The organism is Gluconobacter sp. DsW_056, assembly GCF_002153595.1.
Lineage (GTDB): Bacteria > Pseudomonadota > Alphaproteobacteria > Acetobacterales > Acetobacteraceae > Gluconobacter > Gluconobacter albidus.
Window position 1 is genome coordinate 340,073 of the sequence record NZ_JOPF01000010.1, and the last position, 14,181, is coordinate 354,253.

At 59.3% G+C, this 14,181-nt stretch carries 10 protein-coding genes; 5 read left to right on the forward strand and 5 right to left on the reverse strand.

Features of this window, described 5'->3' with window-relative positions:
* Window positions 1–8: 8 nt before the first annotated feature.
* Entirely contained in the window at window positions 9–1,679 is a 1,671-nt protein-coding gene (locus tag HK22_RS11295) for an alginate export family protein (RefSeq protein ID WP_086649305.1), read from the reverse strand.
* A 99-nt stretch (window positions 1,680–1,778) separates the two neighbouring features.
* Window positions 1,779–2,366 carry a YigZ family protein gene (locus HK22_RS11300; RefSeq protein WP_086649306.1) on the reverse strand — a complete coding sequence of 196 codons (588 nt, stop codon included), beginning with the start codon at window positions 2,364–2,366 and terminating at the stop codon, window positions 1,779–1,781.
* Between the two features lie 80 nt (window positions 2,367–2,446).
* On the opposite strand from HK22_RS11300, the gene HK22_RS11305 reads away from it, so the two are divergent.
* The 4 genes from HK22_RS11305 to HK22_RS11320 all read left to right on the forward strand — a co-directional run bounded on the left by HK22_RS11305 (window position 2,447) and on the right by HK22_RS11320 (window position 10,111).
* On the forward strand, window positions 2,447–5,035 hold the full coding sequence (locus tag HK22_RS11305) for an MMPL family transporter (protein WP_086649307.1): 2,589 nt from the start codon (window positions 2,447–2,449) through the stop codon (window positions 5,033–5,035).
* A gap of 104 nt (window positions 5,036–5,139) precedes the next feature.
* Window positions 5,140–5,682 carry a VOC family protein gene (locus HK22_RS11310; protein WP_198945540.1) on the forward strand — a complete coding sequence of 181 codons (543 nt, stop codon included), beginning with the start codon at window positions 5,140–5,142 and terminating at the stop codon, window positions 5,680–5,682.
* A 5-nt stretch (window positions 5,683–5,687) separates the two neighbouring features.
* Window positions 5,688–6,203 carry a cupin domain-containing protein gene (locus tag HK22_RS11315; RefSeq protein WP_369827259.1) on the forward strand — a complete coding sequence of 172 codons (516 nt, stop codon included), beginning with the start codon at window positions 5,688–5,690 and terminating at the stop codon, window positions 6,201–6,203.
* A 701-nt stretch (window positions 6,204–6,904) separates the two neighbouring features.
* Window positions 6,905–10,111: a TonB-dependent receptor domain-containing protein gene (locus tag HK22_RS11320; RefSeq protein WP_233142581.1), complete on the forward strand. Its 3,207-nt coding sequence runs from the start codon at window positions 6,905–6,907 to the stop codon at window positions 10,109–10,111.
* A gap of 137 nt (window positions 10,112–10,248) precedes the next feature.
* Here HK22_RS11320 and HK22_RS11325 read toward each other — a convergent pair whose 3' ends face one another.
* From HK22_RS11325 to HK22_RS11335, 3 genes are read right to left on the reverse strand one after another with little or no spacing between them, the layout of a single operon-like run.
* Window positions 10,249–11,484 (reverse strand): FAD/NAD(P)-binding oxidoreductase, encoded by a 1,236-nt coding sequence (locus HK22_RS11325; RefSeq protein ID WP_086649359.1) that lies wholly within the window; start codon window positions 11,482–11,484, stop codon window positions 10,249–10,251.
* A gap of 51 nt (window positions 11,485–11,535) precedes the next feature.
* On the reverse strand, window positions 11,536–12,504 hold the full coding sequence (locus HK22_RS11330) for a nucleoside hydrolase (protein WP_086649310.1): 969 nt from the start codon (window positions 12,502–12,504) through the stop codon (window positions 11,536–11,538).
* On the reverse strand, window positions 12,501–12,752 hold the full coding sequence (locus tag HK22_RS11335) for a DUF3297 family protein (protein ID WP_062027925.1): 252 nt from the start codon (window positions 12,750–12,752) through the stop codon (window positions 12,501–12,503). Before HK22_RS11335 ends, HK22_RS11330 begins: the two co-directional genes overlap by 4 nt.
* 177 nt (window positions 12,753–12,929) lie before the next feature.
* Between HK22_RS11335 and HK22_RS11340 the strand changes: the two genes are divergently transcribed.
* Complete coding sequence (locus HK22_RS11340; protein ID WP_086649311.1) at window positions 12,930–14,126, forward strand: lipase family protein; 1,197 nt, start codon at window positions 12,930–12,932, stop codon at window positions 14,124–14,126.
* Window positions 14,127–14,181 lie beyond the last annotated feature (55 nt).

Consider the following 14,181-nt stretch of genomic DNA (forward strand, 5'->3'; position numbering starts at 1 on the left):
AGAAACCCTCAGAAGCGGAAAACGACATTGGACTGAGCGTAGCTTCCGCTTTTGCCCCCCGCCGCATGCAGCCCGTTCGAGGCCATGAACCGCGCGCCATAGATCTGCCAGGTCAGGTGCCGGTTGAGCTGGAGCTTGAGGGACGCCTGCGGCACCACGCCAATATAGCCGCCGTGATAGGTTTTCGAGAATGTGTATGGGCCGGAGGAGTTCCAGATCGCGCCATCCGCGTTCTCCCGCCACATGAACGGCACCTTGAACTGGATGCTCGCAAAGCCTTTCCACGGAGTGACGCTCAGGACCGGCGAGAGGCTGACGAGGTTGGACGGCTGGATATAGGTCGTGGTGTCCAGATAGTTCGTCTGCGGGTTGAAGGGCGCCATATAGGTCCGGACCGGACCGTCCGCACCGTTCGCGCCACCGGAATACAGATCCGCCTGAACGCCGATGAAAGGATGCAGTGGCGAAGGCGTATGCCGGTATCCCACGATTGTATTGACCGAATAAGCCTGCACGTCGCTCTTTTTCGCGCTGCCGGATTTCTGGAACGTCCCGTCCTGATAGAGGCCGCCGAACGAATATTCGAAGGACGCGGCGGTGCCGTACCAGCGAAAGCCGACATTCCCGCGTGAGGACGTGCCTTTCAGGGCGCCGGACGCAAGAGGGACGACGGACAGGCTGCCGCCATAACGGTATCCATAATAGAAAATATCCAGAAACGAATGGACCGTCTCGCCGCCGATCGAGAACTGCGGCACGAGAGCCGTGATGTCCCCGCCATAAAGGCGCGTGTTGTAATCTTCCGTATCGTGGAACATCAGGGTCGCGTCGGTTTTGGTCTGGACGAAATCGAACGCATCCACGCGGATATTGGGCCAGATCGCATAGATCCGTCCGCCGTTCCACGATAGCGGGACGTTGGGCGTTTCGCGGTTGTACAGGACGTAAGACGGTGCATCGAGGAACTGCTGACGGCCAAACATGAAGCCGGTCTGCGCACCCGCAAGCTTGCCCTTGAACTCGATGAAGGCCTGCTGAAGGTCCAGCCGCTTGCGATAGGTCGTGTTGTAGCCGAAGCCTTTCCAGCCCCCGGCATCTGCATTGATGAGCTGCCCGAACAGCCGGACGTGTTCGCCCAAATGCAGGTCCGCGCCATAGAGGTTCCGCACGCCGAAACGGCCGGAATTGCTGCCGCCCTTCTTTCCCAGAAAGGGCGTCTCCTCGTACCAGTTGCGCAGGCGCGTTTCGCCCGAGAACGAGAGCCAGATGGTTTTCGCATCGTTCAGGGCGATGAATTTGAGCGGATCAAACAGATCATCCCGGCGCTTTTTATCGCGCAGGAAGCTCCAGTCTTCCGCCCAGGGGGCCACACCGTAACGACCGACCGGCCCAAAGCCTGCTGACTCGCCGTTGCCATAACTGAATGCCCCCCACGGACCCTGCCGTCCCTGCGGCGCATGGTTCTGGCTGGCCACGACACGACGCGGTTGTCCCACGACACCGGCATGGGGATAGTTCTGGATGGGGGGACGTTCCGTGGAGGAAACGTGGATCCATTCTTCCGAATTTGCAGTCGGGACAGTGGACGGATCGGCTGCTGCTGCCAGTCTGGAGGTGCAGATTCCAAGCGCCATCATAGCCAGAAGGGACCGGTTCCGATATGAATGATGACGTGACATGCCCTGAGAACTCCAGACGGGGTTCGCAGAACATTATGCAGACCTGAAAAAACATCAATCCTGATGGTTTTAAATAAAATGTACCATTTTGTTTAGTTTTTAATCTTGTCGGGTAATGTCCATCTGTCCCCGCGTCAGATCCCGCAGCCAGTCCGTGATGGCATCCGCTTCTTCCACCGGTACGGCCAGCGTCATCCAAGCGCCTGCGGCATCGAAGTCGCATTCGGTCCGGCTCGCACGCCAGCTTTCGATCTTGGACTCCACCATCGCATAGCTGGAAAACGGGCAGTGAAAGCGTAAAGGCACGGTTTCGATCCGCTCGATCCGCTCCGCCTCACGCAGACAGGCCGAAGCCGCGCCGCCATAAGCCCGCACGAGCCCCCCGGCCCCAAGCTGCACGCCACCATACCAGCGCGTGACGACGATCATGACATTGTCGAAATCCTGCCCTTCAATGGCGGACAGGATAGGTCGCCCGGCCGTGCCGCCGGGTTCGCCGTCATCGCTGCACCGGAAACGCTGACCGGTTTTGAAGGCCCAGCAGTTATGGGTTGCGTCCAGCACGGCGACGTCGCGAAAGAAGGCCATGGCAGCGGCTTCGTCTTCCACATGGGCAGCGGAAGCCCGGAAAACGCTGTTGCGAATCACACTTTCATAGGTCGCGGGGCCGGGAAGAGTCCATGTCATGGCTTTCCTTCTGCATCAGGATCGCCGAAATGTCAGGATGGGGTAGGGAAACGCTGCCCGTTCTGTTAAGGGTAGCCCCCATGTTTTCGGATCTGACCGGTCGGCTGAATGCCGTCTGCGCGCGTCGTGCGCCCCTTGTTCTGGCGCTGTTCGCACTGCTCTGTGCCGCCAGCGTTGCCCTGAGTGTCACACGCATCAGTGTGACCACTGACACGAGCAAAATGTTTGCCAACAGTCTGCCGTGGAAAAAGCGGAGCATGGAGCTGACGCGCCTGTTCCCTCAGGACAGCAACCAGCTCGTCGCCATCCTCGACAGCCGCATCCCCGAACAGGGGCGCCTGGCCGCACGGCAGCTTGCGGCCACGCTTTCGCAGGACCATACGCATTTCAAGACGGTCAGCCTTCCCGGCGATAACCCTTTCTATAACAGTCACGGTTTCCTGTTCCTCGACACGAAGGATCTGGAGCCGCTGCTGGATTCGATCGTCTCCGCCCAGCCCTTCCTCGGCACGCTCGCCGCCGATCCGTCTGCACGCGGCCTGTTCGGCGCGCTGGGCCTGATCGGTGAGGGCATCAAGGCCGGTCAGGGCATCCCCAGCGGCTTTAACGGCGCTCTGGACGGCTTCGCAACCTCCCTGACACAGGCTGCGGACGGTCATCCGCAGGACATGTCCTGGCAGAATCTGCTGATCGGCAAGCTGGCGGAACTGGGCTCACGCTACGAGTTCGTCGTCACGCAGCCCAAGCTGGATTACAGCTCCTTCCAGCCCGGCGAAGGTGCCACGACCGCCATGCGTCAGGCGATCAACAACCTTGAATTCGTGAAGACGAAGCAGGCCACCGGCATCATCACGGGCGAGGTGAAGCTGTCGGATGAGGAGTTCTCCACTGTCGCACATGGCATGGTGCTGGGGCTCATCATTTCACTGGTTCTGGTCGCGGTGTGGCTGATCCTTGCAGTCCACTCCCCGCGCGTCATTCTTCCGATCCTGCTGACCCTCATCAGCGGCCTGCTGCTGACGACCGGCTTTGCCGCTCTGGCGGTGGGTGAGCTGAATCTGATCTCGGTGGCCTTCGCCATCCTGTTCGTCGGCATCGCGGTCGATTTCGCCATCCAGTACACCGTGCGTCTGCGCGGGCAACGGAACGCGGACGGATCATATCCTTCCCTGCATGATGCCATCGTCCTGACGGGTCAGGAAAGCGGCGCGCAGATCCTTGTCGCAGCCCTCGCCACGGCGGCAGGCTTCCTCGCTTTCTATCCCACGAGCTTCATTGGCGTGGCGCAGCTCGGGCTGATCGCGGGCTTCGGCATGCTGATCGCCTTTTTCTGCACCATGACGCTTCTGCCGGCCCTGCTGTCCGTCTTTCGTGCGAAGCTGGGCAGCGGAGAGCCGGGCTTTGCCTTCATGGCGCCCGCCGATGCGTTCCTGCGGCACAAGCGCCGCAAGGTCGTCGGCATTTTCGCCCTTCTGGGAATCGTGGGGCTGGCCCTCATGCCGCTCCTGAAGTTCGACGCCGACCCGCTGCACACCAAGGACCCCAACACCGAAGGCATGCGGGCGCTGCATCTGCTGGAAGCCAATCCGCTCACGACGCCCTACAGCGCGCAGGTTCTGACCCCGAACCTGACGGACGCGGCGAAAGAGGCTGCGGAATTCTCGAAGCTCCCCAGCGTGCATGACGTGCTGTGGCTTGGCGCGCTGGTCCCCGATGACCAGAAAACCAAGCTGGCCATGATCGAGGACACCGCCTCCATCCTCCTGCCGACCATCACGGTGGCAAGCCCTGAACCCGCGCCTGACGCCGCCGCCATCCGCGCCGCCGCCATCGCTGCCGTGCAGAAGCTGGACGCCGTAAAGGAGCAGCTTCCCGCACCGCTGGAGAAAATCCGTCAGGCGCTGCACACGCTGTCCACAGCTCCGGACAACACACTGCTTCAGGCCAGCACCGCCCTGACGCGGTTCCTGCCGGACGAGCTTTCGATGCTGCGGATGGCGCTTCAGCCCACGCCCGTCACGATGGAGAACATTCCGCAGGATGTGCGCCAGGATTACGTCCTTCCGGATGGCCGTGCACGGCTGACGATCCATCCCAAGGGCCAGATGTCCGAAACGCCGGTGCTGCACCGCTTCGTCAGCGAACTGCGTTCGGTCAATCCGGATGTCGCCGGCCCCGCGATGGAAATCACGGAAAGCGCCAATACGATCGTGCATGCCTTCAAGGTGGCGGCCATCTGCGCGCTCATCATGATCGCCATCATCCTGCTGGTCGTGCTGCGTCGCCTGCTGGATGCAGCACTTGTCATGGCGCCGCTGCTGATGTCGGCGCTCCTGACCGTCATCCTGATCGTCACGGTGCCGGAGACGCTGAACTACGCCAACATCATCGCCCTGCCGCTGCTTCTGGGTGTGGGTGTGTCGTTCAACATCTATTTCGTCATGAACTGGCGTGAAGGCGTGAAGGGCCCGCTGACGTCCCCGACGGCGCGCGCGGTGCTGTTCTCCGCCCTGACAACCGCCACGGCTTTCGGCTCGCTCGCCCGCTCGGGCCATCCGGGGACCGCAAGCATGGGGCGGCTGCTTCTGATGTCGCTTGGCTGCACGCTGCTCTGCACGATGGTGTTCGTCCCGGCCCTGCTGCCCAAACGCCCCACCGACGAGGCCTGAACACAGGCCCCCTCTGCTGACACGGTTTGCCGTAATGTGACGGACATTCTGGCAACCGTGCGTTTCCTCAGGGGTTGAGATCTTCTGCAACGGAGGATCTTCCCTTGACCACAGAACATTCAGGTCTGCCGCGTGGCATCGACCATGTTGGCGTCACCGTCCCGGACATCAACGCCGCCATCCGCTTTCTTGAAGAAGCGTTCGGCGCAGTTGCCCTCTACCGGAACGTCACCCGCACCGCGCCACAGCAAGGCCCGGAGACGGAAAAAATCCTTGGTCTGCCGCAGGGCACCGTCGTCATTGAAATGTGCATGATGGCGCTCGGCCAGGGCCCGGGCATCGAACTGTTCGAAATGAAAGGCCCCGACCAGCACGAGGCCGCACGCCCGTGCGACTGGGGTCTTCAGCATTTCGCGGTCTATGTCGATGACATCCAAGCCGCCTGCCACCGTTTTCACGAAGCGGGCGGCACGCTCCTGACCGAACCACAGGGCCAGCCCTCGCTCGAAGCAGCGCCGGGGAACATGTTCTGCTACGGCCGCACGCCCTGGGGCATGATCGTGGAACTGGTTTGCACGCCGCATCAGGAACGCTTCAACGACATCGCTCCCATGAACCGTTATCAGCCACCCCCGCTTGAAGGATGAGACGCATGACACGACTTCTTCCCCTTGCTGCGGCACTCCTGTCGGTCACGGCCTTCGGTGCCGCACACGCCGCTGATCCCACCCCGCCAACAGCCTGGTACTGGCACAACTGGACGGATCATGACGGCATCAGTCACATGACCCGCTGCCCGTTGCACAACTACAACCTGAAAACCATGTCCAAACCCGCCGGGCCGCAATGGCAGGATCATGTGCATGAAGGCAACGCACAGATCATTTCCACCGTGCAGCCCGCACACTGGGACGGAAGCTGGCATCCTGATCCCAAAGTCCAGTGGATTATCCCGCTGAAGGGCTCCTGGTACGTAACGGCCATGGATGGAAAAAAGGTCGTCATGGGCCCGGGCGACGTCTCCCTCGGCGAAGACCAGATGAGCCGCAAGGACGCAAAAGGGCATATCGGCCATTTCGCAGGTAATATCGGCGACGGCCCCGTCACTTTGATGGTTATCCAGACGGACGAACAACCGACCACGGATCAACCCTGCCGTTTTCATTGAGGTTCAGCAATGGTTGCCCCCTCTGGCATCAGGAGGGGAAACCACCCCTAAAGAAAGATCAGGCACATATACCTTAACAACTTTTATATTTCGTTATTAAGGCTGGAAAAATGCCTCCCGAATCGTTTTCCCTTTGTTTTTCATGGGATAAAGACGACGAAAATTTTCAATATGAACTATTTTAAATCGCTACTAAGTTACTTTTCAGATTTTGCGATAAATTACCAACGGCTTTCAGGGATCAAAAAAGAATTTGAGAGATACATGAGGATTTTTTCAAAGTACCAAAAAACAAAAATACAGATTTATGGAATATTTTTAATTTAATGATTATTAAAATTTTTACCATACAAATTCAGAAACACGATGATGTTTCTTTGTTTATTTAATTATTCCCAGTTTTTATGTTTGTCTTTTGTATTTATATTTACTTTATTCTTTTTGAATTTATTTGAAACAAAACTTTGAAATTCAAGAATGTGACATAAGCGCAACGCCTTTCATGACATGTGTCAAACATGTTGCATTTTCGTAGCAGAAGCATTGCACACCGTTTCGATTTTCGATGAACATGTCGCCAGAGATACAAAAATTTCATGCGACCTTATCAAGAAGGGACAACGGCCGCGATGACCACCTCTGTGCTACATTCATTGAAAAAGCGCACTCCTGCGCCCCGGACAGTCGTCCGGATGTTCCTGATGGCCGGCATTTCCTACAGTGTCCTGCCTTGCGTGAACGCTCATGCCCAGAGCACCACGACCGCACCCGCAAAGCACGTTTCCGCTCACAAGAGCGCAGCCAAGAAAAAGGCTCCGGTAAAAGCTGCCACGACAGCCAGAACTGCACCCATCGCAGCTCCGGCAGCCATTGCCGCAGCCCCGGTTGCAACCGCGACGGCGACGGCTCCCGCAGCCCAGTCGAACAGCAAGGTGCTGCAGCAGGGAACGGAAGCTGCAAACACAGCTGAAGTTGTCACGGTCACCGGTACACGCCTGTCCCAGACACGCCTGACAAATGTCATGGCTGGAACAACACTCAGCGCAGACCAGATCAAGAAGCGTGGTTACACCGATATCGGTATCGCGCTGATGCGTGAAAATCCCGCTTTCGGTGTCGGCGACAACACACCGATCGGTAGCCAGGGCAGCTTCGGTGCAGGTCAGTCCTTCACCTCCCTGCTCAATCTCGGCAGTGACCGAACCCTGACGCTGGTCGACGGTATGCGCATGGTGGGCGGGTCAACGGCATCCCTTTACGGTGCGGGATCAGGGTCGCAGGTTGATATCAGTGCCATTCCGACCTCAATCCTGAAAGGTGTGGAAACCAAGCTGGGTGGCGCAGGCGCAGCCTATGGCGCGGACGCTGTGGCTGGTGTGGTCAACTACCAACTTGACGATCACTTCACTGGCGTAGACTTCAATGCCCAGGGTAACTGGAGCCAGAAGCTCGATGCCCCCGGTGAAAAAATCACCTTCAAAGTTGGTCACGACTTTGATCACGGCAAAGGCGGCATGGTATTCGATGTTGAATACCGAAATAACGGCGGTATGGTCGACAATGACCGGCCTTATCTGACCGGTCGCAACGCCACCACATATGTTCGTCAGCCGATTGGCGGAACAGGAAAGTATACTTATAATCTTGCACAAGGTGCGCGTAACGTCATCGCATCTGTCACTGGCGTTCCGCAGTTGACTGCTGGAGATCCGCCGATCTACGGTGGTCAGATACTGAGCGGCATCTCCAATGCTGCCGGTCAGCCCCTGATGTTCAGTGGCAATGGCCAGTCCCTCGTCCCGATGACGTGGAACTATGCGACCAAAAGCCCAACTACGGTCGTGGGTGGCAACGGAACGGCACTTCAGGATTATAGCCAGCTTTACACCCCCACCAACAAGCTGAACCTGACGCTGCTCGGTCATTACGACATCACCGACCATATCCATGCAACATGGCAGGGTTGGTACGCTCGCGGCACTGCATCCAGCACCGTTGGGCAAGGCACCTGGAATACTCCGCTCTTTGCCTCAGACCCTCTGACACTGTCCAATTACCACAACAATGCTGAAGTGAACGGCGCTTATGCGCTGAGCACCAACAATCCGTATCTCTCTTCTTCTGCACGCAGCACGATCGTGAATGCCCTGTCCGCAGCTGGATTGCCGACTGACACGTTCTACATGTCGCGCCTGAATCAGGATCTGGATGCGGGCATGTATCAGACAACGATGCAGATGTATCGCTTCCAAGGGGGGCTGAACGGTGACTTCGATGCCGTCGGTCGTCACTTCAACTGGAAAGTTCGCGGAGAATACAGCCGCTATCTGAACGATACATGGCAGCCTTCCATCGTCACACAAAACCTCGTCAACGCGCTTAATGCCACGACGGACGCCAGCGGCAATATCGTCTGCGCCCCCGGCTACACCAGCGCCCCTATCAAGACCCGCAGCTCCACCTGCGCACCGTTCAACCCGTTCGGTACCGGTCAGTCCACACCTGCAGCACGGAATTACATCCTGGCTGATGCCCACCAGAAGAATGCCAACGCACAACGCGACATTCAGGCTGAAATTTCCAGCACGGTCATGCGCCTTCCCGCTGGCGATATCCGCTGGGATATCGGTTACGAACATCGACGCGAAGGTTATCGCTTCAATCCAGGCGCTTTCTCCCGCGGATGGGAACAGTCTGACGGTTCATATCTGCAGTATGGCAACTCAACCTCGCTGCCGCCCACAGGCGGCTCCTACCACACGCATGAAGTCTTCGGGGAACTTGAAGTTCCGCTGGTCTCACCCAGCATGCATGTGCCTGGCATCTATAACCTGTCCGCTTCAGCAAACGGTCGTTACATCAATAACAGCATGACCGGTGGCTATTGGACTTATATGTTTGGTGGTGCTTGGTGGCCGACACAAGACTTCGGCCTGAGCGGTAACTATTCCCGTTCGGTCCGTAACCCGTCCGTCACCGAACTGTTCGCGCCCAAGAGCACAGATTACGAGGATGGTATCGACCCCTGCTCGTCGGCTGGTGTCGATGCTGGTCCGAATCCCGCTGTGCGTGCCGCCAACTGCGCCAAAGCCGGGATCAAGCAGCCGTTCGAGTCAAACTTCAACAACTTCACTGTTCAGGGCACCGCAGGTGGCAATAACAAGCTGAAGAACGAAGTTTCCACCAGCTATACCGGCAACCTTGAATTCCACCCGCACTTTATTCGCGGCCTCGATTTTATGGGCTCCTTCGTAGACGTAAAGATCAACAACGCGATCACATATCTTGGTGCTCAAGATATCATGGACGGTTGCTACGACTCGACGTCCTACGGGCCAAGCAATACCTACTGCGCCGCTTTTACACGTGGAGCAGATGGCCAGCTCCAGAACTACCAGGCTGGTTATTATAATATTGCCAACTACGAGACACAGGCTCTGCAAGCTCATCTCGAATATAACAGCCCACTGTCGCGCTTTGGTCTGCCATCATCTTCGGGTGAGGTCGGCCTGACAGGCACCTATGTCCACTATCTCAAGAGCCAGCAGAGCTATCTGGGCAACACCTATCTGCTCAGCGGTACGACAGCAGCACCCAACGACAACTTCACGCTGAATGCGAACTATATCCGTGGTCCGTTCAGCCTGCAGTGGCAGACCCTCTGGTATGGCCCTTCGCACTACGCAGTGCAGGTGCCGGCCACCCAATACTTTGCCAACAAACGTCCGTCCTTTGCCATGTTCAACCTGACGCTTGGCTACGATATCACCAAGAACTTCAGCGCCAACTTCATGGTGAACAACATCACCAATGCGCTGCCGAAGTATCCCGGTACGGTCAGCCTGAATCGCTACTACGACGCGATCATCGGCCGTTCGTTCCAGATGAACCTCGGCGTTCATTTCTGATCTTCCAATCAGGCAGAACACTGAAAGAGAGGGGCTTCGGCCCCTCTTTTTTTGTCTGAAGTCCAGCGTTCACGCGCAAAAAAAAACGGGGCGGATTTTGATCCGCCCCGCTTCGGTTTTCAGTAACCCTGAAAGATTCAGCCCGTTTTTCTGGGCGTATGCTTGATCCTGATGTTGTAGCCCCTGAGCATTCCGTACCAGTAGAGCTTCGGAAACACTTCGGTCTTGAGAAACCAGGCGAAACGGCTGGGTTTTCGCTGGTCGTAGGGGAAGCTCGGCGCGACCTTGCCGCCGTAAAGGAACTCGGCCAGCACGACCTTGCCGTAGGACACCGTCAGCGGGCAGGCGCCATAGCCGTCATAGCTGCCTGTCTGCGGTCGGCCATCGAGTGAGGCCAGAAGGTTTTCCACAATGACTGGAGCCTGTTCGCGGGCAGCCGCGGCGGTCTTGGCGTTGCTGGTGCCCAGGACGTCTCCGGCACCGAAAATATTGTCATAGGTCTTGTGACGCAGACTGGCCGGATCGACGTCCAGCCACCCGGCTTCATTGGCCAGCGGGCTTGCCTTGATGAAATCCGGCGCACTCTGTGGCGGCACAACATGCAGCATGTCGAACGCACGCACGATGGTCTCGTCCGTCCCGACAATCTGGAACGTGGCTTCCCGCTTTTCGCCGTCCACCTTGATCAGGTTTTCCTGCTTGTGAAGGTTTACGCCGTAATAGTCGATCTGGCGCTGAAGCGACGGGACATAATAGGACACGCCGAACAGCGCATTGCCCTCCATCGAGAAATCGACCTCCGTGCGGTGCAGGGAGCCTTCGCGGCGCCAGTGATCGCAGGCCAGATAAACGATTTTCTGCGGTGCGCCCGCGCATTTGATGGGCATGGGCGGCTGCGTGAACAGGGCCTTGCCGCCATCGAGATGGCGGATACATTCCCATGTATAGGCAGCCGTCTCGCGCGAATAGTTCGACGTCACACCATTGCGGCCCAGCGTTTCGGGCAGACCTTCGATCTTGTCCCAGTCCAGCTGAAGACCGGGGCAGACAATCAGGCGGCGGTATTCGACAACGCGGCCGCCTTTCAGTGTCACGGTATTGGCTTCGGGCTGGAAGCTCTCAACGCTGTCCCGCAGCCATTCGACATTGCGCGGGATCAACCCGCCTTCCTGCCGGAGTGTTTCGGGGAGCGTCATCACGCCGGCACCCACCAGCGTCCAGCCAGGCTGATAGGCATGGGTCGTGGACGGTTCGATAATGGCGATCGAGAGATTGGCGCGTTCGCGTCTGAGCTGGGCTGCGATGGTGATGCCAGCGGCACCACCGCCGACGATGACGACTGAAAAGCGGTCGGACCGGGTCGGGTCGAGCATCGGGTCTGCCATGTTCGGTTCCTCCAACGTCATTGTGCGACGGCAAAAAGTCTAGACCAGAAGGGCAAGTCTTTCCGTCAGCAGGGAATAGAAGGCATCTGCCTCAACGTCATTGACCCATAACGCGTTCGGAACGCGATTGGTTACGTTCCACAGATCCACCACACTCTGGCCCACGCACAGCGGCGCGTCGACCTCGATCTCCACATTGCAGCGCAGTCCCGAGAAAAGCTCCGGCCACAGCAGGAAGCCGATGGTGAGGGGATCGTGCAACGCACCGCCCTCCCAGCCATATTTGAACTTCTCGAACCTGTCTTCCGCCCCCAGCATCCGGACGACCATGTCCGTCACGGGCGAGCCAAACGCCGCAATCGGCTTCAGGCGGGCCGGTGTGGCGATGGCGCGATGCGTCACATCCAGCGGCAGGAGCGTGATGGGGATGCCGGAACGCATGACGATGCGGGCGGCATGAGGGTCCACGAAGAAATTGAATTCGGCGGTCGGCGTGATGTTGCCGCCCTCGCGCTGTGCACCGCCCATGGCCACGATCCCCGCGATCCGGGGGGCGATGTCCGGTGCATGGGTCAGGGCCAGCGCCAGATTCGTCATGGGGCCGAGGCAGACCAGCGTAATCGTGCCCTCGGGCTCACGCCGCAGCAGGTCCACGAGATGCGTTGCAGCATCAATTGCCTGGGGACGCAGCGTCGGTTCCGGAAGATCGGCTCCCGCCATGCCCGTTTCGCCGTGCACATGCTCGGCGCTGATGGGCGCGCGATGCAGCGGACGGGCCGCGCCCGCGAACACCGGAATATCGGTCCGGCCCGTCAGTTCGAGCAGGGCGCAGGCGTTTTTCGTCGTCAGAGCGACGGGAACATTGCCGGCGACGGTCGTGATGGCCTCGACCGCCAGTTCCGGCGAGGCCAGCGCCAGCAGGATGGCCACGGCATCGTCCTGACCCGGATCGGTGTCGATAACGATGCGGCGGGGTGCGGTCCCGGTGGAGCTGGCATGTGTCATCATGCGTCTTCTTCGGAATCCTTGATCCAGACCTCGACCGGCCCCGTGACCTTGATCGTCATCGGGCGGCCACGGCGGTCCATGGACTTGCCAACGGCCAGACGCACCCAGCCTTCGCTGATGCAGTATTCCTCGACGGTGGTGCGCTCTTCGCCCTTGAAGCGGACACCGATGCCGCGCGACAGCAGCTCTTCGTTGTAATACGGGCTGTCGGGGCTGGCGGAGAGACGATCGGGAATGGTGTCGGTCATGGCTATCCTCGTTGTATCAGATCCGATCAGGTCGGACCGGCGCGTCAGAGGTCTTCTCTGTAGCGCCGGATGGGCGGCTCTCCAAGTCCGGCCCCGGAGACAACACCGGATATGGCTCCTCCCACAGGACGCGGAGCACTGCTATGAGAGACGCTTCTTGTCGGAGACAGACCGCCCATGCCGTACCGCTCTTTTCGCCATAAACCGCTGACCGCCCTGACATCGCTCGTCATGCTTCTGACGGCCGGAGCCGCCCTCTCCGGCTGCGCCTCGGATGACGACGGCGACAACTGGTCCATCAGCGCGCCCGTCTCGGCCGGGCAGGCGATCCGGCTGGATTCCGTGCCGTCCCATGAGCCTGCTTCCGTCTATCGTCTGACCTATCGCAGTACGGATGCGCGCAACCCGCATCAGCTCGTGCGCGTCTCGGCACAGGTTCTGGTCCCGCGCGGTCCGGCTCCGGCGGGGGGCTGGCCTGTTCTGGCCTGGGCGCATGGAGAGAGCGGCCTGCACCTGACCTGCGCGCCGTCCGTGATGGGAATCGGTACCGTTCAGGCCCGTTTCTATGACGGATGGCTGCGTCAGGGCTTTGCGATCGTCGCGACCGACTATCCCGGCATGGGCGAGCCCGGCGCACCGCTTCTGCTGAACGCGCGTTCGGAAGGCATGAGCGTGCTGGATTCCGTGCGCGCGGCCCGCGAACGCCTCCCGGACCTGTCAGACAATGTGGTGCTGAATGGTCATGCACAAGGTGGGCAGGCGGCTCTGGCGGCTGCGGCCATGGCTTCGACCTATGCCCCGCATCTGCATATTCTGGGCACGATTGCTGCTGCCCCGCCCTATCTGGACGAACAGACGGCGCAGGAGCTTCTGCATCCCGCCAATCCGCGCAGCTTCTCCCCGGCCGTGCCTGAACTTTTGACACTCGGGCAGTCGCTGGTCGAGGCTGATCCGTCCACCGACATCAACGAGGCTTTCACGCCCCGTGGGCAGCGCCTTTTGCGTGATGCAGGCTCCATGTGCGCTTCGGATTTCTTCCCGATCGCCAAACGCTCCGGCCTGACACCCGCGACCCTGCTCGAACCCGAAGCGGGGCGTGTGCTGGCGCCCGTGTTCGACTGGGCGAAATATCCGGGCTTCTCCCTGCCCTCACCTGTTCTGATCGAATCCGGCGCACAGGATCTGCACACATCCACCGGCCAGCAGAAACGCCTCGTCGCGCGTCTCTGTGCCGCTGGAACACCCGTGACACACCGGATTCATGATGCCAGCCACAACGGCACACTTGCCGCCATGGTCACGGAAGCCCACAGCTTCGCCGGACAGCTTCTTGCGGGCACAAGCCCCCGTTCGGACTGTAATTCCCCGAAGTAACCTCACGGAGAAGAGATGTTTTCGCCCCTTCGGGGGTCGCATCGCGGAAACACTC